Origin of the sequence: Leucobacter celer subsp. astrifaciens (assembly GCF_001273835.1) — a bacterium.
Lineage (GTDB): Bacteria > Actinomycetota > Actinomycetes > Actinomycetales > Microbacteriaceae > Leucobacter > Leucobacter celer.
In genome coordinates, this window is record NZ_JHEI01000137.1 from 21,926 (window position 1) to 43,024 (window position 21,099).

Consider the following 21,099-nt stretch of genomic DNA (forward strand, 5'->3'; position numbering starts at 1 on the left):
AGGCCGACCCCCGTCATCCTGCGGGGGCGCTACCCCGTCGTCCTGCGCGCGCACCGCCCTGTCATCCTGCGCGAGCGCCTCCGTCATCCTGCGCGAGAGCCCCGTCATCCTGCGCGTAGTCGCAGGATCCAAACGCCGACCCACGGGACGGAGCCTGTGCTGCGCAAGCTTGCGAGTCGCAGTGCGCAGAAAAACGAGACGCCGATTCGCGCGATCCATTAGATTGGAGCGCACGGGTTGGGGGAGAGCCGATGGGGAATCGATGGGGATCGACGCGCGCGTGGGCGATGGTGCTCGCGGCGGCGCTGCTCGTTTCCATGCCCGCTTTCGTAACGTCCGCTCCGGCGGTGGCGGTCGATCAGCCCGCTGACGGCGAGGTGAGCGGGCAGGAGAGCGGACAGGACACGCAAGCCCCGAGCGAGGATCCGGGATCCTCGGACTCCGATACTCCGGAGGCCGAGGAGCCGTCCCTTCCGGAGCCACCCGACGGATTCGATAGTGCTGCTAGTGATGGGAGCGGGGATGCAGAGGACGCCGAAGATCTCGACGGCCCGCGCGGCCCCGACGGCGGTCTGGCCTCGGATTCTCCCGGACCCGACACGGCGAAACCGTGGGACGGGTCCGACCCGGAGCCGGTGACGCACGCGGCCGGTCGTGGTGTTGTGCTCGGCAATGACTACCCCCTGAAGAACAGGAACCCTTGGCCGTACTTCGTCGGTCAGAAAGACATCTGGGACGACTGGAACTTCGCGTATCGTCAGTGCACGTCGTTCGTGGCGTGGCGGCTCCGGAGCGCGAACGGAATCGAATTCAGCAATCAGTACCTCGGGTTAGCACGCTGGGGTAACGCGGGGGAGTGGGCGGCGTCTGCGAAGAAGGTCGGGATCCGCGTCGACACGACACCCGAGGTGGGCGCCGTCGCGTGGAGCGGACCGGGGTTCAACGGTGCCTCCGCAGACTTCGGGCATGTGGCCTGGGTGGCACAGGTGCTGAACAACGGCAATATCGTCATCGAGGAGTACAACTACAACTGGTCGGGTGCGTACCGTGCGCGGACCGTGTCTCCGAGCGCATTCCAGGGATACATCCACATCAAGGACATGACCAAGCCGTTCACGAAGACGGTGAAGCCGACGATCAGCGGCGCTCCGATGCTCGGCGGCACACTCACGGCGTCGGTGACGGGGTGGAGCCCCGCTCCGACGACCCTGCGGTATCGCTGGCTTCGCGACGGTAAGGTCATCCCTGGGGCTACCGCCGCCAGCTATCGGCCGATGCGAGACGACCTGGGGAAGAGCATCTCGGTTGAGGTGACCGGTGATCGTCCGGGGTACACCCCGACCGGTCAGACCTCGAGCGGCACGGCCGCGGTGCTGATGATCGATGCGAACGGCAACGGCGTCGACGACACCCAGGAGATGCTGCCCTGGGATTCCGACATGAACGGCGACGGTCTGCCCGACGCGGTGGGTTTCAGCGCGAACGGCGTGCAGGTGGCGCTCCGCTCATCGAGCGGGCTGGGAGCCGCGAAAACCTGGGGCAGCGGGTTCGGCACTGCGGCCGGGTGGGGTGCGCTGACGCATCCGCGCGCACTCATCGACGTGAACGGCGATGGCATGGCCGACGTGGTGGGCTTCGGGAACGACGGCGTGTACGTGGCGACGAGCACGGGGTCCGCGCTGCGGCCCGCGACCCGATGGTCGACGCAGTTCGGTGCGGCGAGCGGGTGGGACGTCAGATACCACCCGCGCACGCTGGCCGACGTGAACGGCGATGGTCTGCCCGACGTGGTGGGCTTCGCCGCGGGTGGCGTCTACGTCGCTCTGGGCACAGGGACCTCCTTCGGCGCGATGCAGCGCTGGTACGCTGGTTTCGGATCGGGCACGGGCACCACCGTTGCGAACAGCTGGTGGGTCGACAACTCCGTGCGATTCGTGGCCGATATGAACGGCGACGGGCGCGCAGACATCGCCGGGATCTCGAGCGCGGGCGTCTACGTGGCGCTGAGCACCGGAAGCGGATTCGCGAAGGCGCAGCAGTGGTCGACGGCGTTTCGCGGCAACGACGGCTGGCGCGTCGGGGAGCATCCGCGCACGCTCGCCGACGTCAACGGCGATGGCCGCCTCGACGTGGTCGGCTTCGCATCCGCCGGAGTCTATGTGGCGCTGAACACCGGATCCGGACTGGGGTCGGCGACGCGCTGGGTGTCGGGTTTCGGCCCCTCTGCCGGATGGCAGACGGGGCACCACCCGCGCACGCTGGTCGACGTGAACGGCGACGGCCGCGCCGACGTGGTGGGCTTCAGCAGCGACGGAGTGATCGTGGCGCTGAGCTCGGGATCTGCCTTCTCGGCGCCCGTGAAATGGTCGGGCGAGTTCGGCGCGAAATCGTGGCTGGCCGATCGGCATCCGCGCATGCTGGTCGACGTGAACGGCGACGGTCGCGCCGATGTCGTGGGCTTCGGCCCGGACGGAGCTCGTGCGGCGCTCAGCACGGGACGCGCGTTCGGCGCTTCGAAGCTCGAACTGGCGAGTATGGGGTTCTCGGCGGGATGGCGGGTTGCTTCGCACCCGCGTATGGTCGGCGTGCAGCGCCTCACGCGCACGCCCGTACCGGTGATCGCCGGTCGGGCGGGGTCGGGGCAGACGCTGCGGGCCCCCTCGGGCAAATGGCAGCCGGCTCCCGTGCAGCTCAGCTACCAGTGGAACCGCAACGGCAGCCCGATCCGCGGTGCCACCAGTGAGAGCTACCGGCTGACCTCCGCCGATATCGGGCGTCGCATCACCGTAACGGTGACCGGCAAGCGCAACGCCTACGACTCAAAGTCGCTCACCTCGACGATGGTGAAGGTGCCTGGCACACCCCCGCTGCCGGCGAGCACGCCGTTCGCCGACGTGCCGACCTCGCAGAAGTTCTATCGCGAGATCGCGTGGATGTACACCTCGGGAATGTCGACGGGGGTCAAGCAGTCATCGGGTAAGCCGAAGTACCAGCCGGGGGTCGGAGTCTCGCGCGAGGCGATGGCCGCGTTCCTCTTCCGTCTCGACGCGCTGAAGACCTACCGGCCTCCGTCGGCATCGCCGTTCCGCGATATCGGGACCGGGCACAAGTTCTACCGGGAGATCGCCTGGATGCGATCCTCGGGTCTCTCGACGGGCATCAAGACCAGCACGGGCACGGTGTACGACGCCTCGAGCAGCGTGTCGCGCGAAGCGATGGCCGCGTTCCTGTATCGGCTCGAGAAGCCCAGCGGGTATCGCCCGCCGGCGACCTCGCCGTTCGCCGACGTGCCGACCACGCACAAGTTCTACCGCGAGATCGCGTGGATGTACGAGTCGAAGCTGTCGACGGGGATCAAGCAGAGCTCGGGCAAGCCGAAGTACGCGCCGAAGGATCCCGTGTCGCGTGAGGCGATGGCCGCGTTCCTGTACCGCTTGGAGACCCGCGGTTAGCGGAGCGGATCCCGCTGATTGAGCGAGCGGAGCAGCTCCCACCGCTGATTGAGCGAGCGGAGCGAGTCGAAATCCGTCCCGGAGCCTCGTCGCCTCGCAAGCGGGTACCTCAACCGATGGTGTCTCTCGGGGCCAAAGTTCATCAAATTGGTATCTATACATGCCAGTAAGCGGTAAAATTGGCATGTGTAAGGATCAGGAGGTGTTCGCACGTGGTTCAGCGCCGTTCACCAAAACGCGATCGTCAGCTCATCGCGATCGGAGCGAATATCACTCGCTGGCGTAAATTGCAGGGCTTGAGCGCGAGCGCGCTCGCAGACCGCGCATACGTGACGCGCGCGACGCTTCGTGGGATTGAGCAGGGCACAGGAACGGCGAGTTTTCATGCCGTGTTGGCGGTGTTCAACGCGCTGGGCATTGCGGATCCGTTCGTCACAGCCACCGACCCGATGGAATCGCCTGCAGGCCGTGCGCTCATCGATGAGCAGATTGCAGGTGTGTGATGGAGCTTCATAACACGCTCGAGGTGTTCATCGATCTTCGGCGCTCCGGAGAAGACGAGCCGGAGACTCGGCATGTCGGCTCACTGCGAGCTTCATTCCAAGGGACGAGCCGGGTGCTGGGTGCCGTGCGATTCGAGTACGCGCCGGAGTATCTTGCAGATGAGCGCAGGATCGCGCTGTCTCCAACGCTGCAATTGCTTCGAGGTCCGCAACTGCTTGAGGCCAACTCGTCACTACCGGACGTGTTCGCTGACACGGCACCTGATGACTGGGGGCAATCGGTCATCCGAGAGACGGTGAACCGAAAACACCCAGGTATTCAGGTCGGTTCCTTCGATTTCCTCGCTCTCGCGGGTGACGAGGGACGGGTGGGTGCACTGAGGTATCAGGATGCGCACGGCGCATGGGTCGGCCAGTCGGAACCGGGCGAGACCGGCGCCGGCGAGATGCTCGTCGATAAAGCGGCGAACTTCACACGGATTGCACAACGGTTCGAGCGGCACGAGGCGACTCAGGAGGACATTGACACCCTCGGCGCGGCGGGGTCATCTCTGGGCGGCGCTCGCCCGAAGGTCTCGATCAATCACGAGGGGAAGCTCTGGCTGCTGAAGCTTCCTTCGAGCCGCGACTGGAACACCGACACCGAAGCATGGGAGACGGTCGCGTTGCGCATCGCTCAAGCGTCCGGAATCAGAGTTCCCGAGCATCGGTTGTTCTACAGTCGCGAAGGGGGTTCCTCGCTGCTGATCGAACGCTTCGACCGAGACGGCGATCGCCGGCTGCATTACATGTCGGCGATGACCGTGCTTCAGGCGGTGCCGGGGTCGGTGGAAACTTATGAGGATCTGGCGGATGCGCTCGTCGACCTGGGTGCCCCTCGGGAAGACCTCCGCGAGCTCTTCCTGCGAGTCGCCTTCAACGTGCTCATCAGCAACCGAGACGATCACTGGCGAAACCACGGCTTCCTCTTCGACAACGGCTGGCGTCTCAGCCCGATGTTCGACGTGAACCCGGTGCGAGCGACGAGCCCCATGCGATCACGACCCATCAACAAGAGGGACACTCCGAGCGACCGGCAGATCGCACTGCTCCTCGACGACTGCGACGTTTACGGTCTGACGCCGCAGCAGGCCGCCATGAGGCTCGATCCTCTGATCGATGCCGTCTCCCGGTGGCGAGAGATCGCCCGGCACTGTCGTATTTCGGAGTCTGAGATCGGGAGCATGTCCTCCGCATTTCGTGAGGATCAGTACGCGGTGGCGGAAGATTTCGTCGAGAAGCACCAGCCGTAGAGATCGCGCCGATAGTTTCCCTGTCATCCTGCGCGAGCTTGCGAGCGCCGTGCTGAGCGAGGAGCGCAGCGACGAGTCGAAGTATCGCAGGATCCACAAGTGTGGAAGGGTGTCCGTTCGGAGCGCGCAACGAGTTTCCGGGTTAGGCTTGACACGTTTGATCGATTCAGGGGGAGAAGTAATGAACGGATCGAATCGGGGGACCGCTGCGGCGTTCTCGGAAGCGCACGGCTCGAGGATCACGAGGCTGCTCGCGCTGCTGCTCGGTTTCGCGATGCTGTGCTTCGGTATGGTGGCGGGCGGGGGAACGGCTCATGCTGCGGGCGACCACACGGTCAGCGGTACCATCCAGTTCCCGGCGAGCGCGCCGAGCGAGGTGCAGGTACCGTGGGCCCCGGACGGGGCCAGCGGGTATGTGGGCATCTATCTCACGCTGTATGTGAAGCAGGACGGCACTGTTGAGGGGTGGCAGCTCGGCGAGGATGCGAATGTGAGCTTTGATCCTGCCACCGGAGCCTGGTCGGTCACAGATGTGCCGGACGGTGAATATCGCCTGACCATCAATGTCTCGCTGCCGAACAACGGATACGCTCCCGGGACGTTCCAGGAGCTGACGGTGAGCGGGGCAGACGTGGCGGTCGGGACCACCTCGATCTCTGAGGAGGGTCGGCTGAGGGCAGCCATCGCGCGTTGCGGCTGGACGATCGGAGACGAGACCGCGTTCTATGCGAAGAACGTGACGACCGGAACCGTCTACGAAGCCGAGCCCGCGCAGAGTGGTTGGGTGGAGCCGAGCACCGACTGCCCGCCCGAGGTGTCGTATGGAAACTACAGCTTCTCCGGTATGCCTGCCGGCGACTACACGGCCTACTCGGTGTGGAACGGCGATACTCAGTACTACACCGGTTTTGACGCCCCGACCTCGTCCACGGCCTCTGACGCGCTCGTGTTCCCGGTGAAGAATTGGGAGGGAACGGGCCTCGAAGCCCTCGTGTTCCCGCATGTGGTCGCGGGTACGCCCACGATCACGGGAACCGCGCAGGTCGGGCAGACTCTCACCGCTGAAGCTGGTGCGTGGCAGCCTGCTTCCGTGACGCTCGCTTACCAGTGGCTGCGCGACGGTGCTGCGATTTCCGGTGCGACATCTTCGACGTACACGCTGGTCGCCGCGGATCAGGGCAAGCGGATCTCGGTGGAGGTCACGGGCACGAAGTCCGGCTACGAACCCGCGTCGAAGACGTCGGCGCAGACCGCCGCGGTGGCGGGTGCGGACTTTGCCTGGAGCGTCGATCCGACGATCGATGGCGCCCCGGGGATCGGTGAGACGCTGACCGCGAACATCGGCCAGATCGCACCGGATCCCGACGCTATCGAGTACACCTGGCTGCGCGACGGCAACGAGATCGATGGAGCGGACGGCGAGATCTACATCCCGACCGCCGAGGACGCGGATCATTCGCTTTCGGTCCGAGTGACCGCGTCGAAGCAGGGCTATGAGAACGAGACGCGCACGACGGAGGACGTCGAGATCCCGAAGGGGACTCTGACGGCTCCGACCCCGACGATTTCGGGCACCGCACAGGTGGGCCAGAAGCTGACGGCAAAGCCCGGCGCCTGGGGTCCCGGCGACGTGTCGCTGGCCTACCAGTGGCTGCGTGACGGTTCGGCGATCTCGGGTGCGATGTCTTCGGCGTACACGCTGGTTGCTGCGGATCAGGGCAAGCGGATCTCGGTGGAGGTCACGGGCACGAAGTCCGGCTACGAGCCCGCGCCGAAGATGTCGGCTCAGACGGCCGCGGTGGCGGCGAAACCGGATCCCGAACCGACGAAGCCCCCGTTCACGGATGTCTCGAAGAACCAGAAGTTCTCCAAGGAGATCACCTGGATGTACACGGAAGGCCTCTCGACCGGCGTGAAGACCCCGGCAGGTCGTGAGTACCAGCCGAAGACGGGTGTCTCGCGCGAAGCCATGGCCGCGTTCCTCTACCGCATGGAGGGCGCCAAGTACACCGGCCCCAAGGTGTCTCCATTCGCCGATGTGAAGCCGGGCGACAAGTTCTACAACGAGATCACCTGGATGTATCAGGAAGGCCTTTCGACGGGCGTGAAGCAGAAGTCGGGCAAGCCGAACTACGAGCCGAAGGCCACGGTGACCCGTGAGGCGATGGCGGCGTTCATCTACCGGCTCGAAGATGCGAAGTACACCGCACCGGGCGCCTCGTTCTTCTCCGATGTCTCACGCGGTGACAAGTTCTACCGCGAGATCTCGTGGATGTACGCGGATGGTCTCTCGACGGGTGTGAAGCAGCCCTCGGGCAAACCCGCGTACCAGCCGAAGGTCAAGGTGACGCGCGAGGCGATGGCGGCCTTCCTCTATCGCCTCAAGAGCTAGGCCCGTGTACTGGGAGCACCCGGAAGGTTAGGCTGGAGACCATGTCTGTGAAGTCGCGAACGCTCACGACCGCAATGCTGGGGATGGGGATCGCCTTCGGCCTGCTGCTTCCGGGTGCCGTCGCCTATGCGGAGCCCGAGCCGGGAACCACGCAGGAGGGTGCCGCCGATGCAGCTGGCGGCTCTTCCGCTGAGGTGGGTGCTGACGCGGAGGCCGGCGCGGATGGGGACGCAGGTGCTGATCCGGTCGAGACTCCGGATCCGGAGCAGCCCGCGGAACCGACTGATCCCGTGGACCCGGAACCGGTCGACCCGGGGCAGCCCGCAGGCGATGCCGAGGGCGAGCCTGCGCCCGACTCCTCAGACGGGGATCCGATCACCGATGGTCAGGACGGCAACCCTGACGAGGAAGAGGAGCCCAGGGAACCGCTCGCGATCGCCCCGCTCGCTGCGGCCGCGTCGACTTCGCTGTCGAGCGGCTTCACACCCGGCTACATCATCTCCGACGCGAACTTCTACAACGGCAGTGCGATGACGGCCGCGCAGATCCAGACGTTCCTCAACCAGCGCGTGCCGCGTTGCACGATCGGGGATCCGGGGCGTCAGGCCGGCTCGGCCTGGGGGAACACGAAGATCGCGAAGGCCTGTCTGCGGAACGCCACGTGGACAACGAGTTCCAGGGCTGCGAACGCCTACTGCAAGGCCTATTCGGGCGGCTCGAACGAGTCCTCGGCGGCGATCGTGGCGAAGGTTTCGCGGGCGTGCGGGATCAACCCCAGGGTGCTGCTGGTCATGCTTGAGAAGGAGCAGAGCCTGATCACGGATACCTGGCCGACCGAGCGCCAATTCAACGTGGCGATGGGGTACGCCTGCCCGGATTCCGGCCCCAACAACTCGGCGAACTGCGATCCCAGCCAGACTGGCTTCATGCAGCAGGTCTACCGTGCAGCGTGGCAGCTGCAGGTGTACAAGGCGAACCCCAACAGCTATCGATACAAGCCGTTCCAGACGAACACGATCCAGTGGCATCCGAACATCGGCTGCGGTACCTCGCAGGTCTACATCGAGAACTGGGCGACTGCTGCGCTGTACATCTACACGCCGTACCGTCCCAATCAGGCCGCGCTGAACGCCGGTTGGGGCACGGGCGACGGGTGCTCGAGTTACGGCAACCGCAACTTCTACCAGTTCTACAAGCAGTGGTTCGGGTCTCCGAATTCCGCGTTCCCCGATGTGCCCCAGGGCCACCAGTTCTTCACGGAGATCGAGTGGATGAGCTCCTCCGGCCTGACCACCGGGATCAAGACCTCCGATGGCCGAACGGTGTATCACCCGAAGGGCCAGGTGACGCGCGAGGCGATGGCGGCCTTCCTCTACCGTCTGAACGGTTCCCCGGCTGTGAATACGAGCTCTGCGCCATTCGCCGATATGAAGCCGGGTGACAAGTTCTACAAGGAGATCGTCTGGATGTACAACTCCGGCCTGTCGACGGGCATCAGTCAGGGTGCCGGCAAGAAGCCGATCTATGCGCCGAAGGATCGGGTCTCGCGCGAGGCGATGGCCGCGTTCATCTACCGCTACAAAGCTGCGAAGTACACCGGTCCGGCGACCTCTCCGTTCGCCGATATGAAGCGCGGCGATAAGTTCTACAACGAGATCGCCTGGATGCGCGCGGAAGGCCTGTCGACGGGCATCAGTCAGGGTGCCGGCAAGAAGCCGATCTACGCGCCGAAGGATCGGGTCTCGCGCGAGGCCATGGCCGCGTTCATCTACCGGCTGCAGAACTGAGCCGTCGCCGTCGCACCGCGCCCGGTGTGTAGAGGGCGTGGCGCGTGTTAGCGGGCGAGAGGGACGAGATACTGCGTCAGCCAGGGCGTGAGTGTGCGGGCAAAGGTCGCGGTGATGTGGTTGTAGTCCTGGTAGACGATGGTCCCGCCGATCAGTGTGTGGCAGTTCTCAGAGTCGCACACCACATCTGCAGGGTTGATGACGAGATCTGCGGAAGATTCCCCTGAGGCCTGCAGCCAGGACCCCTCGGGCGGTCGTGGGGACGTGCACGGGTCATCGACGTCGCCCGCTGCCTCGATGCAAGTCGGCGCTTCGATCTCTTTCGAAGCGGTACCAGGCACATCGCGTAGCACCACGACATCCTTGCCCGACTGCCGTATCGCTTCAAGACGCTGTTCGGCTTCGGGCTGGATCTCGTCGGAGTGATCATAGGTGGGCTCGTATGCCGTGTAGATGACCATGTCGATCGTGTCGCTCGTGGTGATCTCCTCGAGTATCTCGTCGCTCCACACGACACAGCGTTCTCGCTTGTCCAGAGGTGAACGCACGCTGGCCACCCCGACGGCACTGCAGCCCGAGCGGGCGCGCATCTCGAGGTTCCAGTGCTGCTGCTCAGCGAGCGCGTCGAATGCTGGATAGATCGAGTACATGTGGGAATCGCCGATGAGCATGATCGTGGTGTCGGCGTCTCGAACGACCGTGCAACGGTGCTCGGATCGCCCGGCGAACGCTTCTGAAGTGCACGAGTCGTCGTTCTGGACATACGCGCCGAAGGAGTCGTGCTGAGCCGCGGTTGGGTCCACCGTGGCCGTGTGCGCATAGGGATCGTCGCAATCGTTCAGAATCGCGTAGGCGCCGAAGCATCCAGCCTCGTCAGTGCCTGCCGAGGCGGCGACTTCCTGCCGCTGCTGGATCTGCAGATTTCCGATCACAACCGGTGTCACTGTCAGCGCCAGCACGGTGGCCATTCCGGCGCACATGAGGACGAACGTCGGTCGGCGTCGGCGAAGCACCCCGGGGGCTTTGCGCACTGGATCCTCGACCAGGTGCTTCGTCGCGATCGCGAGCAGAATAGTCACGATCGCAATGAGGAACCCCCAGATCCAGTCCGGAGCGCGACCGAGGAGCGCGGTCGCCACAATGATGAGGGGCCAGTGCCACAGGTAAATGGCGTAGGAAGTGTCGCCGACCATCTGCACGGGTCTCGCCCTGGCGAGATATTGCGGGGACCAGGCGGAGCCTGCGTCGCCAAGCCAGAGCAGCGAGGCGGTTCCCAGAACCGGGATCAGTGCGATCCATCCCGGGAACTGGGACGTGGCGTGAAACAGGAACGCTGGAGTGATGATGCACGCCAATGCGACCCAACTCATCATGGCATGGGCGGACCTGCGTAGGACGACAGACGGAAGCACCGCGACGAGACCGCCTGCCGCGAACTCCCACGCGCGGGTCGTAGTGATGAAATAGGCCGAGGGCTGCGATACCGAGGTCTCGTGCACGGAGAAAGCCAGCGAGGCCACGAACACGACGACCAGCGCTGCGGCGACTGCGTGCCGAGGCGCGATGCGCCGACTGCGCGCCGCAGCCCATACGGCGGCGATGATCAGGATCGGCCAGACGATGTAGAACTGCTCCTCGACCGACAACGACCAGTAGTGCTGGGCGATGGATGCAGCATTGTCCTCGGCGAGATAGTCGACGGAATCGGCTGCGAGTCGCCAGTTCAATAGGTAGATAGCGGAAAACGCGATCTCGATGAAGTTCTGCTCCCGCGCCAGCGGGGGCAGGATGAAATACACTGCCGCGGTCGAGACGATGAGCACGACGAATGCCGCTGGGAGCAATCGTCGTGCGCGTCGAGCCCAGAACTCGGGAAGATTGATGCCGCCACTGCGAGTGACTTCGCGCAGAAGATGGCCGGTGATCAGAAAACCGGAGATGACGAAGAAGACGTCGACGCCGATGTACCCACCGGGCAGGGACTTCGGTGCGAGGTGGAAGACGACCACTAGCGCGACTGCTATCGCTCGGAGCCCCTGGATATCGAGACGGAGCTGCTTGCGAGACACGACGGACATTCTATGTCGTGGAACATGATCGCGAGCAGCATTGAGCACATGCTCGTGCGACCGCGGACCTGGGTGGCCGCTCCGGCTCAGACCGGTGCGGCAGGGGTTGCAGCGAGCCAGGATCTCGAGAGAGCGGCACCGCGCGCGGCCCAACCGTCGTGCAATCGGGCGGCCCGATCAGTGGGTCCGGCATCGGCGACCCGCTCGAGCAACTCCGCAAGCCTATGGGCGGCCCGATCGCCATCCACACCGCACCACTGCTCAGCGTGGGCGCGAAGCCGGTCTCGCTCCATGGTTCCGGTACGAGCAAGACTCGCGAAGCGCGTCGCGTCCTCGGGAGTTCGGATCGCCGGGTAGACGGACTCGTCGGCGAGGAAAGGGTAGTTCACCGTTGTGTCGTCAATGTGGATGGTCGCGGTGGGGATGCCGAGCGCCGCGCTCTCCCAGGCGACGCCGCTGGAGAACTGGAAGAGGAACGGGGGGCCGGACGCGAGCAGATCGAGTGTCCGTTCCCCCTCGTACAGCGACCACTCCGGCGGCATCATCTCGGTGATCGCGTCGAGGTCGGAGCGAGGATGCGGGGCGACGATCATGTCGCCGAGGCTACGAGTAGCCACGGCTGAGAAGATCCGTCGCAGCACCTCCGGCTCGTGCGGCGAGAGGGCCAGTACCCCGGCTCCTCCGAGGCGCATGGAAGGGAGCGGCTGCGAGAGGACATCGCTCGCGAGATTCCCCACCACATCGAGCAGAGAAACGGGAACTCCGAGTTCGGATGTGTAATAGCGCTGCTCGCCGACCCCGCGGAGCCCGGCATACATCACGGGGAGGTCGAGATACGCGGCGTTGGAGGCGACCGGAGCGTGCGGCACGTACACCACTGGAACGCCCTGTTCGTCGGCCGCAACGATGAGCGCCCGCATGATCGGTGAGTGCTGGGTCGAGACGAGCACGCCTCCATACGCACCCAGATCGAACGCGCGGTACTGCACGAGCGCCAGCGCGACCTTGTACAACTGGTTCTCGAACGAGGCGGCAACGGCCTCGTCTACGTGAGAGGAGAGCGTCTCCAGGATGCGGCGAACAGCCGAGCGCACCGCATACGCGGCGAGTACCGGCTCTCGGTGCGCTTCGTCCGGCGCCTGCACGGGGACCGGTTCGGCTCTCGCTGCGATGAGCCGCTCCAGAGCGCGTTGCTGATTCAACGTCTCGGTGACGGCGAGGAAGGATCCGTAGCGCGAGTGGGAGGCCGGGCGGAACGGGCGTTGCGCGGGCGGAAGCGATCGGATCTTCTCGGGGAGCGGTCCCCGCAGGTGAGATAGATGTAGAGCCGGACGCATACACCAGAGCAGTGTCTCCGTGTCGAGAGCTTGTAGCGGCACGCGCGCTCCTTCGGCTGATGGCAGAGGTGTGATCTCATGCTACGACCTGTTCACCGATAAACTAGCCGCTGAGGCGCAGCGTATGGCGAGAGGAGACTCTTTCCGGGCCAGGCAAGGCCTCGCAACCGAAGGTATGAGCGGCAGAGGGGCGAGGGCGTGAGTGACAGTCCGGATGCCTGGGTGATCATTCCGGCGCGGGGTGGCTCAGTGGGAATCCCGCGTAAGAACCTGCGAATGCTGGGAGGGAAGCCGCTGATCCGCCACGCCATCGACACCGCACTCCGGGTGCTTCCCGGTGAGAGAGTGCTGGTCGTCACCGATGACGAGGAGATCGCTGCCGTTTCGGCAGCTGCAGGTGCGTCGACGATTCTCGAGACGGATCCGACACCGCCGGAGGAAACGCTCGACACCAAGATCCTGCGCAACCTCGCAGCGCTGCGGGAGCGTGGTGCGAGTGAGAACGATCCGGTGCTGACCGTGCAGCCCACTTCGCCTCTGCTGAGCGCAGACACGATCCATCAGGCGATCACGATCTTCGAAGACGGTGAGGTGCGATCCGTGCTCACGGTGGCGCGTGATCAGCACCTGAGGTGGCATCGTGGCGACGACGGAAGAGTTGCTCCGCTCTTCTCCGCGCGAGTCAACCGGCAGCAACTGCCGCTCGAGTACCGTGAGACGGGCGGGGTCATCGCGGCTCGACTCGGTGATATCGAGGAGAGGCGAACCCGGGTGATCGACCCCGTGCAGGTGATCGAGCTGGCGCCGGACGAAGCCATCGACATCGATGACTACGCCGACCTCCTCGCAGCTGCGCATCTGCTCAGCCGCATGCGTGTTGCGATCCGTGTCGATGCTTCGACGTCGCTCGGTATGGGGCACGTCTATCGGATGCTCGCGCTCGCCTCGGAGCTTGCGCGGCACGAGGTGACGATCTATCTGAGTGCAGAGGCCTCCTTGGGGCAGAGATTCTTCGCCGACTACCCCTACCGGGTGGTGTGCGTCTCCGACGAGGCGGAGTTCTTGGAGCGTCTGAGGCAGACCCAGCCAGAGCTGGTGGTGCTCGATGTCCTCGATACCGAGGCGTCGCAGATCGCCCGCATGCGGGGCGCCGCGCCGCGCAGCAAACTCGTATCGTTCGAGGATCGCGGCACCGGCGCCGCCGAAGTGGACCTGCTGGTCACCGAGTTCATCGACAGCCCGGAGGTGCCGGACCGGCGGAAACTCGCGGGCATCGATTTCGCGCTGCTCGCCCCGGGATTCGAGATCGAAGCTCCGGGACACCTGCCGAACGGGCTGGCCGACCACGAAGCAGTGGGCGAGGTGCTGGTGCTGTTCGGCGGCACCGACCCGTCCGGGCTCGCGAAGCGTGCGCTCGAATCCCTGGCCCGGGTCGAGTACACCGGGCATGTCACCGTGGCGCGCGGTCTCGGCGCTCCTCCGCTGCAGCTCGGCAGCGAGTCGATACCGTTCACCCTCGACGTGCTCGAGAACGTGAGGAACATGCCCGCACTGATGTCGAGCGCGGATTTCGCCTTTACGTCCGCCGGACGCACCGTCATCGAGCTGCTCAGCCGAGGTACGCCCGCGATCTGCCTGGCGCAGAACGAGAAGGAACTCACTCACACGCACGCGACGGAGGAGAATGGTGTGCTCTTCCTCGGTCGCGGCATCACCGTCGATGACGCAACGCTCGATGAGGCGACTCGGTCGATGATGAACGAGCCCGAGCTGCGACGGAAGTACGCGGAACGGGCCGCGAGGGCCGGTGCGCAGCGGAGCAATCGCAAGACGCTATCGGCTATGCTGGCCCGGCTCGGATTCGAGGAGCTCTCCGTCTACTGAGGCTGCTGATGGCTCCCGATATCGACAACGAATGAAAGGTGCAGGGCAAGCGATGTTTGAACGTGCATACGCCGATCCGTACATCATCGCCGAGATCGGTGTGAACCACGAGGGTTCGCTCGATCGTGCGAAGACGATGATCCAGGCGGTAGCCCGGGCCGGAGGGCACGCGGCAAAGTTCCAGACGTACAAGGCAGATACGCTCGCGAGTGCGACGAGCAGCCCGTCCTACTGGGACACCTCTCAGGAGCCCACCACCTCGCAGCACGAACTGTTCCAGAGGTACGACAGCTTCGGTGAAGCCGAATACGTGGAGTTGGCGAAGTACTGCGCGGAAGCAGGGGTCGATTTCCTCTCGACTCCATTCGACCTGGATGCCGTGGGCATGCTTGCGCCTCTCATGCCGGCGGTGAAGATCGCCTCTGCCGACCTGACCAACGTGCCCCTGCTGCGCTCCGTCGCGGCCACGGGCAAACCCGTGATCCTCTCGGCCGGTGCCTCGACCCACGAGGAGATCGACTGGGCGCTCGGCATCCTCGAACGGGCCGGGGCGACCGAGATCGCGCTGTTGCACTGCGTGCTGCGCTACCCGACGCCGCCCGAGCACGCCAATCTGCTGGGTATCGAGCGGCTACGAGCCAGGTTCGGAGACCGCGCGGTGATCGGGTACTCCGACCATGTCGCCCCTGCGGCAGATGGGTCGCTTCCCGCGCTCGACATGGCCTCGATCATGGGAGCACGAGTGATCGAGAAGCACTTCACCGACGATCGCAACGGCGTCGGCAACGATCATTACCACGCCTTCGATGAAGCGCTGCTGCGCGAGTACGTAGCGTCTCTGGCGACGTTCAGGCGACTTGCCGGCGATGGAACGCCCGACATCGAAGCGCAGAGCGCAGCGATCGAGAACGCGCGTCGACGCATCTTCGTGACACGGGATCTCGAGGCCGGAGCGGTTGTCGCAGAAGGCGACCTGATCGCACTGCGCGCGAACTCCGGTCTCGAGATCGCGGCGTGGGATTCTGTGGTGGGACGACGCCTGGCCGTTGCGAAGCAATCGGGCGACGCGGTGCTCCTCGGCGATCTCTCCGAGGCGTAGCGCGCGCTGTCCGGCTACAGCCGAGCCTGCTGCAGGATGGTCTCGCGCATCACCGGGTAGGTGTCCTCGATCACCGAGACCGCTCGGGTGAGCGAGGGCCAGCCCGCCTTCAGCTCGTTACTCAGCCGCCGATCGAGTTTCTCGACGAGTTGTGAGCCACCGGCCCACAGCACCTGCTTCTTGCCGTGCAGCGTCGCTGTCTGGCCGAAGCCGCGCCCATCCTCGCTGATGAGAACGCTAGGAGTGCGGCGACTCACGAAGTCGAGATGCGCGTGCACGCGATATCCCACGTGCAGATCGACATCGCGGTAGAACCCGATCTTCTCGAGATCATAGGCGACGTCGCGCACTTCGAAGCCGAGAGCTCGCGCCGCGGCGGCCTGGGTGACGAGCGGCAGACTCTGCCGTCGAGTGGTCTGAGCATCTGGACGGATGCCTCGATGGAACGTGGCGATGAGATTCGCGCCGGGGAATTTCTTGCGCAGCATGCGCATCACGCTGATCGACTCGCGAGTGTTTGCCGCGTGTGCAGGAGTCGTATAGACGATCGTGCGCGGTTCCTCTGTCGGGGGCGCCGGATCCGTGCCGAGGTGGGGAACCGAGTACCAAGCGCTGCATCCGGTGCGAACCGTCTCGATGCCGAACTGCTGCGCGATCTCCTGGGTGACATCGTCGCGCACTGAGATCGGCGCTCCGGCATCCGCGATCGACCGAAGCGTGGAGACGCTTCGCGCCGTCATGGCGAATGAGCCGGGATTGCGTTTGGGGAGCCCCTGCCATCCCAGAGCCAGACCGGAGACGGGCACGCTCCGCTCGAGCGCATTCTGCACGACGGGAAAGACCCCCTCGACCATGCGCGGAGTGAAACCCGGTCCGCCGCACAGCACGAGCAGCTGGGCATCCTCGGGGAGGTCGATCTTCTCCCAACGTGGAATCGAGACGAGCTCTGCTCCGGGGACGACGTGAGTCCACAGCTTCCTGGCGCGAGAATGGATGAGGTAGTCGCCGACGTTCTTCTTCGCGCCGTGAGCCAAATACACCGTCATGCTGCAGCCTTCTTCACCCTGCCAAGGTACACGAAGCGTCGGCTAGGATTGCCGCTGGTGAGTTTTGGAGGTCGGAAGTCGGGGATGAGCGGTAGCAACGCGGTGCTGAAGACGAGCGTCACTGCGCGCCGCGGATCCTTCCGACCGGAGATCGAGGGGCTGCGCGCTCTCGCGATCGGCCTCGTGCTGCTCTTCCACGCCGGCGTGCCGGTGCTCAAGGGCGGATTCGTCGGTGTCGATGTGTTCTTCGTCATCAGCGGGTTTCTCATCACGAGCCACATCGTGAGGGAGATCGACACGAGCGGTCGCCTCGACCTGCTGAGCTTCTGGGGACGCAGGATGAAGCGCCTGCTGCCCGCAGCGCTGACCGTCTTCGTCGCCACTGCGCTGGTGGCCTGGCTCGTGGTACCGAACACCTCTTGGCGCAGCATCGGCGCCGACATCACCGCGGCGTCGCTGTACATCGTGAACTGGCGTTTCGCGGCCGAGGCCGTCGACTACAACGCCGAGGGCGCCGGAGTCTCACCCGTGCTGCACTTCTGGTCGCTGGCGGTTGAGGAACAGTTCTATGTGATCTGGCCGATCCTGCTCGCCCTTGCAGCGTGGCTGATGCTCGGAAGACGCAGCGCGCAGCGGGTGAGGCTGGTGACCGGCGCAGCACTTGCCCTCGTAGCGATCCCGAGCTTCGTCTGGTCGGTCTACTACACGCAGGTCAGCCCCGAAGGCGCGTTCTTCGTCACCACCACTCGGCTGTGGGAACTGGGTGCCGGCGCGGCGGTGGCGATCGGAGTCGCTTCTTGGCCGCGATTGCCTCGTGCGTTCTCGATATTCCTCGGGTGGGGAGGTGCCGCAGCGATCGCCTTCGCGGCCCTCGTGTTCAGCAAGGCGACCCCGTGGCCGGGTGCGGCCGCGCTGGTACCGGTGCTGGGCACCGCCGCGATCATCGTCGCCACCACGGGACGGGACTTGCGCTGGGCCGATGCCGGTCGTCTGTTCGCACTCCGTCCCCTCGTCTGGATGGGGAGCCTTTCATACTCGTGGTACCTGTGGCACTGGCCGGTGCTGGTGCTCGCCGAGGCGCGCTGGGGCGAGCTGGACCTCAGCTACCGTCTGTTGCTGGTGCTTTTCTCAGGAGTGCTCGCCTGGCTGAGTCTCAAGTTCATCGAGAATCCGATCCGTCGCTCAGGACGACTGGCCAAGAACCCCGGTCTCACCGTGTCGTTCGGGCTCAACCTGTCGTTCATCGGAGTGCTCGCGGGTCTGGTGCTGATCCTCATGGTGCCGAGCTCGATCGGTGCGGGCGCTGCTGCCAGAGCACCCGGGAGTGGCGCCGGGGCCCTGCAGCTCGGGGAGGACGGGCTGGTCCTGCCCTATGAGCCTGCTGAGACCGCGGAGCAAGTGATGCCCTCGCCGGCGGACGCGACGCAGGATCTCCCGCAGGCTCAACGCGACGGCTGCGTCGTGAGTGATGATGAGAACGAGGTCGTGGTCTGCGAGTACGGTGATCCAGACGGCAGCCTCGATGTCGCGCTGGTCGGCGATTCGAAGATCCTCCAGTGGCAGCCGGTGATCGCGCAGATAGCGGAACGGAGAGGGTGGCGGATCACCACCTACTTCAAATCGGCGTGCGCCTTCGCCGAGCCGCTCTACGATCTCGACGATCAGCAGCGCAGCAATTGTGCTGAGTGGAATCGCTCCGCACTCGCCCAGCTGAAGCAGGATTCGCCCGACGTGGTCGTGACGACCGGCCGTCAGGTGTTCGACGGTATCGACGACGGGGACCTGGCAGCCGGAGCCGAGATGATCGCCGCCTGGTGGTCCGAACTGCAGCGGGCCGGGATTCGCGTTGTGCCGCTGCTCGACAACCCCGCTCCGGACTTCGAGGTGTACGAGTGCGTCGCTGAGCACATGGACGACATCTCGCAGTGCTCCTTCGACAGAGACGATGCCGTGGCGCGATCGGGGGCGAAATTCCAGGTGGCCGCGGCGGAGCTGCTCAGCCTCGAGACAGCGGTCGACATCGCCGACATCGTCTGCCCCGTGGAAGAGCGCTGCCCCGCCGTCATCGGAGGCGTGCTGCTGTTCAGGCAGGGCTCCCACCTGACCAACACCTTTATCGAGTCGACGGCGGATCTGCTCGAAGCGCGTCTCGCACCGGCGGTCGAAGGGTCACCCTAGAAGAGCTCCGGCATCGCCTCGCGCATGGCATTCGAGAGGGCCGGTGCAAGTGTCCCCGCAAAGGTACTGGTGAGATGCCCGGCGTCACGGTAGGCCAGCACGTTGCCGACGACCGGCTCGCAGATCTCCGGCTCGCAGATCGCGTCGGTCAGGTCGATGAAAGTGAGATTCGACGGAAGATCGGCTGCGGCAGCCTCGAACACATCGGGGACGAAGGTGTCGACCCTGCGCGTGGAGCACGCCGACGCATCGCCATCGTGTTCGATCAAGCAGGGCGGAACGGGGAAGAGGAACTTCGGAGTACCGCGAACACCGATGACCGGAATGCCCTCGTCCGCGAGCTTTTGGACCTGGTTGAGATTGCCCTGGGGAATCGACTCCGGAGTGCTCTGCAGCGGATTGACCGCCGTACCCAGCGTGAAGACGACATCGGGGTGGTAAGAGGAAATCACGGACACGGCCTCCTCATTCCAGGCCGCGCAGGACGACTGGGATGAGTCGGTGGTGAGGCGGCATCCGTTCTTCTCGATGACGAGCAGGCGCCAGCCCTCTTGCTCGGCAACCGTGCGGAGCGCCGGATACCACTGGGCGACATACGATCCTCCGGTCATCACCACTGTCTTGCGGGCGCCGTAGTCGTCGACATCGCACACGAGCACCTCGGCCGCGCTGGGCTCGTCGGTGACCTTCTGGACGCAGCCCACGCCGTAGATGGAGGCCCGATCTTCGTAGGCCGTCTCCGGCGAGGGCAGGATCTCGGCATCGGTGCTGAGAGATGCTGCCTTCTCGGGATCGGAGAGCGCCATCGCGCCGATGTGGTCGGGTGAGAGACGAGCTGCCGCAGCCAGTGCCTCGGCCCGCTGGGTCTCCGCCGCGGAGGACCAGGTGAGCGTCATCGCCGTGAGGACGCACAGGGACACAGCCGGGACGAGGAGCGCGCCGCGCCAGTTCCAGCGGTGCAGCGCGCGATCCGTCACCGTCGTGGTGGCACGTTCGGTCACGATGGCCAGAGCGAATGAGAGCGCGAGTATGATGAGCGCGCCCTTCCAACCTGCGCGTTCGTAGCCCTGGATCTGCAGATAGAAGATCAGGATAGGCCAGTGCCAGAGATAGAGCTGGTACGCGATCCTCGCGAGGAATGTGATGGGCGGTTGGCTGAGCAGGCGAGAGGACAGCCCGCTCGGAACGTCCCGGCTGGCTCCGAAGATCACGAGCAGCGACGCCACCACCGGCCAGAGCGCAGCGAAGCCGGGGAACAGAACCGCTCCGTCGAACAGGAATCCCGATGCAACGATCATGGCGAGACCCGTCCACACCGCGCCCTCTCGTACCAGGCGATGACTGCAGAAACTCACGGGCAAGAACGCGATGAGCGCGCCGGCTCCGAGTTCCCAGAAGCGTGCGTAGGTGCTGAAGTACGCGACCTGCTGGTCCGCGCCTACGAGGATGATCGCCCATACGAACGAAGCGATGGTGAGGATCGTGGTGACGACGAAGAAGACGCTCGGGAACGTACGTCGCCCGCGCCCCAGCACCGCGTAGATCGCCAGCGCGAGAAGCGGCCAGATCAGGAAGAACTGTCCCTGTACGGCGAGCGACCAGTAGTGCTGCAGCGGACTCGAGTCCGGGCCGGCGGCGCCGTAGGCGAGCTGAGACCAGATCAGCTCCCAGTTCTCGTAGTAGAGCGCCGAGGCCAGAACCTCGTGGATGTTCTGGATGTGCTGCGCCACCGGTGCCCAGAGATACGTGGCGACGAGCACGGCCACCAGGACGATCACCGAGCTGGGGATCAGGCGATTGGCGACGCGGATGTAGTGATCGCGCAGCCAGGGGCCGGGTGCACGCCGGTCAGATCGTGAGCCGGGTCGCCCGAAATAGCCGAGCAGTTTGCGGGTCAGGAAGTATGCGGAGAGTACGAGGAAGACATCCACACCCCCGGACACCCGTCCGCCTCCGAGGATATGGAACAGGACGACCAGGGTCAGTGCGATTCCACGCACACCATCGATCTCGTGCATGTGTCCGGCCTTCACCGGACGGAGAGTGGCACCTTGTGTCTG

At 65.1% G+C, this 21,099-nt stretch carries 12 protein-coding genes; 8 read left to right on the forward strand and 4 right to left on the reverse strand.

Annotated elements, in window-relative coordinates:
- Positions 1–251: 251 nt before the first annotated feature.
- The 5 genes from AMS65_RS10775 to AMS65_RS10790 all read left to right on the forward strand — a co-directional run bounded on the left by AMS65_RS10775 (position 252) and on the right by AMS65_RS10790 (position 9,426).
- Complete coding sequence (locus AMS65_RS10775; protein WP_053384180.1) at positions 252–3,452, forward strand: FG-GAP-like repeat-containing protein; 3,201 nt, start codon at positions 252–254, stop codon at positions 3,450–3,452.
- 212 nt (positions 3,453–3,664) lie between these two features.
- The gene (locus tag AMS65_RS18760; protein ID WP_075200957.1) at positions 3,665–3,955 is read left to right on the forward strand and encodes a helix-turn-helix domain-containing protein; all 291 of its coding nucleotides are present in this window, start codon (positions 3,665–3,667) and stop codon (positions 3,953–3,955) included.
- A complete protein-coding gene (locus AMS65_RS10780) occupies positions 3,955–5,247 on the forward strand; it encodes a type II toxin-antitoxin system HipA family toxin (RefSeq protein ID WP_075200958.1) in 1,293 nt (430 codons plus the stop codon). Before AMS65_RS18760 ends, AMS65_RS10780 begins: the two co-directional genes overlap by 1 nt.
- 181 nt (positions 5,248–5,428) lie before the next feature.
- Positions 5,429–7,639 carry an S-layer homology domain-containing protein gene (locus AMS65_RS10785; RefSeq protein WP_053384182.1) on the forward strand — a complete coding sequence of 737 codons (2,211 nt, stop codon included), beginning with the start codon at positions 5,429–5,431 and terminating at the stop codon, positions 7,637–7,639.
- 41 nt (positions 7,640–7,680) lie between these two features.
- Positions 7,681–9,426, forward strand: coding sequence for an S-layer homology domain-containing protein (locus AMS65_RS10790; RefSeq protein WP_053384183.1), 1,746 nt, complete (start codon positions 7,681–7,683; stop codon positions 9,424–9,426).
- A 47-nt stretch (positions 9,427–9,473) separates the two neighbouring features.
- On the opposite strand, the gene AMS65_RS10795 is transcribed toward AMS65_RS10790, so the two are convergent.
- Together AMS65_RS10795 and AMS65_RS10800 are read right to left on the reverse strand one after the other, a co-directional pair.
- The gene (locus AMS65_RS10795; protein ID WP_162231762.1) at positions 9,474–11,495 is read right to left on the reverse strand and encodes an acyltransferase family protein; all 2,022 of its coding nucleotides are present in this window, start codon (positions 11,493–11,495) and stop codon (positions 9,474–9,476) included.
- Positions 11,496–11,581: 86 nt separating this feature from the next.
- Entirely contained in the window at positions 11,582–12,697 is a 1,116-nt protein-coding gene (locus tag AMS65_RS10800) for a hypothetical protein (protein ID WP_053384185.1), read from the reverse strand.
- 357 nt (positions 12,698–13,054) lie between these two features.
- Between AMS65_RS10800 and AMS65_RS10805 the strand changes: the two genes are divergently transcribed.
- Entirely contained in the window at positions 13,055–14,716 is a 1,662-nt protein-coding gene (locus AMS65_RS10805; protein ID WP_075200959.1) for a cytidylyltransferase domain-containing protein, read from the forward strand.
- A 52-nt stretch (positions 14,717–14,768) separates the two neighbouring features.
- Positions 14,769–15,815 carry an N-acetylneuraminate synthase family protein gene (locus tag AMS65_RS10810; protein ID WP_157502226.1) on the forward strand — a complete coding sequence of 349 codons (1,047 nt, stop codon included), beginning with the start codon at positions 14,769–14,771 and terminating at the stop codon, positions 15,813–15,815.
- Positions 15,816–15,829: 14 nt separating this feature from the next.
- Here AMS65_RS10810 and AMS65_RS10815 read toward each other — a convergent pair whose 3' ends face one another.
- On the reverse strand, positions 15,830–16,861 hold the full coding sequence (locus tag AMS65_RS10815) for a polysaccharide pyruvyl transferase family protein (protein WP_053384188.1): 1,032 nt from the start codon (positions 16,859–16,861) through the stop codon (positions 15,830–15,832).
- 84 nt (positions 16,862–16,945) lie between these two features.
- Here AMS65_RS10815 and AMS65_RS10820 point away from each other — a divergent pair, with 84 nt between their 5' ends.
- The gene (locus AMS65_RS10820) at positions 16,946–19,039 is read left to right on the forward strand and encodes an acyltransferase family protein (RefSeq protein ID WP_053384189.1); all 2,094 of its coding nucleotides are present in this window, start codon (positions 16,946–16,948) and stop codon (positions 19,037–19,039) included.
- On the opposite strand, the gene AMS65_RS10825 is transcribed toward AMS65_RS10820, so the two are convergent.
- Positions 19,036–21,057 (reverse strand): acyltransferase family protein, encoded by a 2,022-nt coding sequence (locus AMS65_RS10825; RefSeq protein ID WP_053384190.1) that lies wholly within the window; start codon positions 21,055–21,057, stop codon positions 19,036–19,038. The genes AMS65_RS10820 and AMS65_RS10825 overlap by 4 nt on opposite strands.
- Between the last annotated feature and the right edge of the window lie 42 nt (positions 21,058–21,099).

Excerpts from the sequence above, each read along its gene's own strand:
- AMS65_RS10775 (WP_053384180.1), top strand. The coding sequence starts at position 252 with ATGGGGAATCGATGGGGATCGACGCGCGCGTGGGCGATGGTGCTCGCG.
- AMS65_RS10780 (WP_075200958.1), top strand. The coding sequence starts at position 3,955 with ATGGAGCTTCATAACACGCTCGAGGTGTTCATCGATCTTCGGCGCTCC.
- AMS65_RS10785 (WP_053384182.1), top strand. The coding sequence starts at position 5,429 with ATGAACGGATCGAATCGGGGGACCGCTGCGGCGTTCTCGGAAGCGCAC.
- AMS65_RS10790 (WP_053384183.1), top strand. The coding sequence starts at position 7,681 with ATGTCTGTGAAGTCGCGAACGCTCACGACCGCAATGCTGGGGATGGGG.
- AMS65_RS10810 (WP_157502226.1), top strand. The coding sequence starts at position 14,769 with ATGTTTGAACGTGCATACGCCGATCCGTACATCATCGCCGAGATCGGT.
- AMS65_RS10815 (WP_053384188.1), bottom strand. The coding sequence starts at position 16,861 with ATGACGGTGTATTTGGCTCACGGCGCGAAGAAGAACGTCGGCGACTAC.
- AMS65_RS10820 (WP_053384189.1), top strand. The coding sequence starts at position 16,946 with ATGAGCGGTAGCAACGCGGTGCTGAAGACGAGCGTCACTGCGCGCCGC.
- AMS65_RS10825 (WP_053384190.1), bottom strand. The coding sequence starts at position 21,057 with ATGCACGAGATCGATGGTGTGCGTGGAATCGCACTGACCCTGGTCGTC.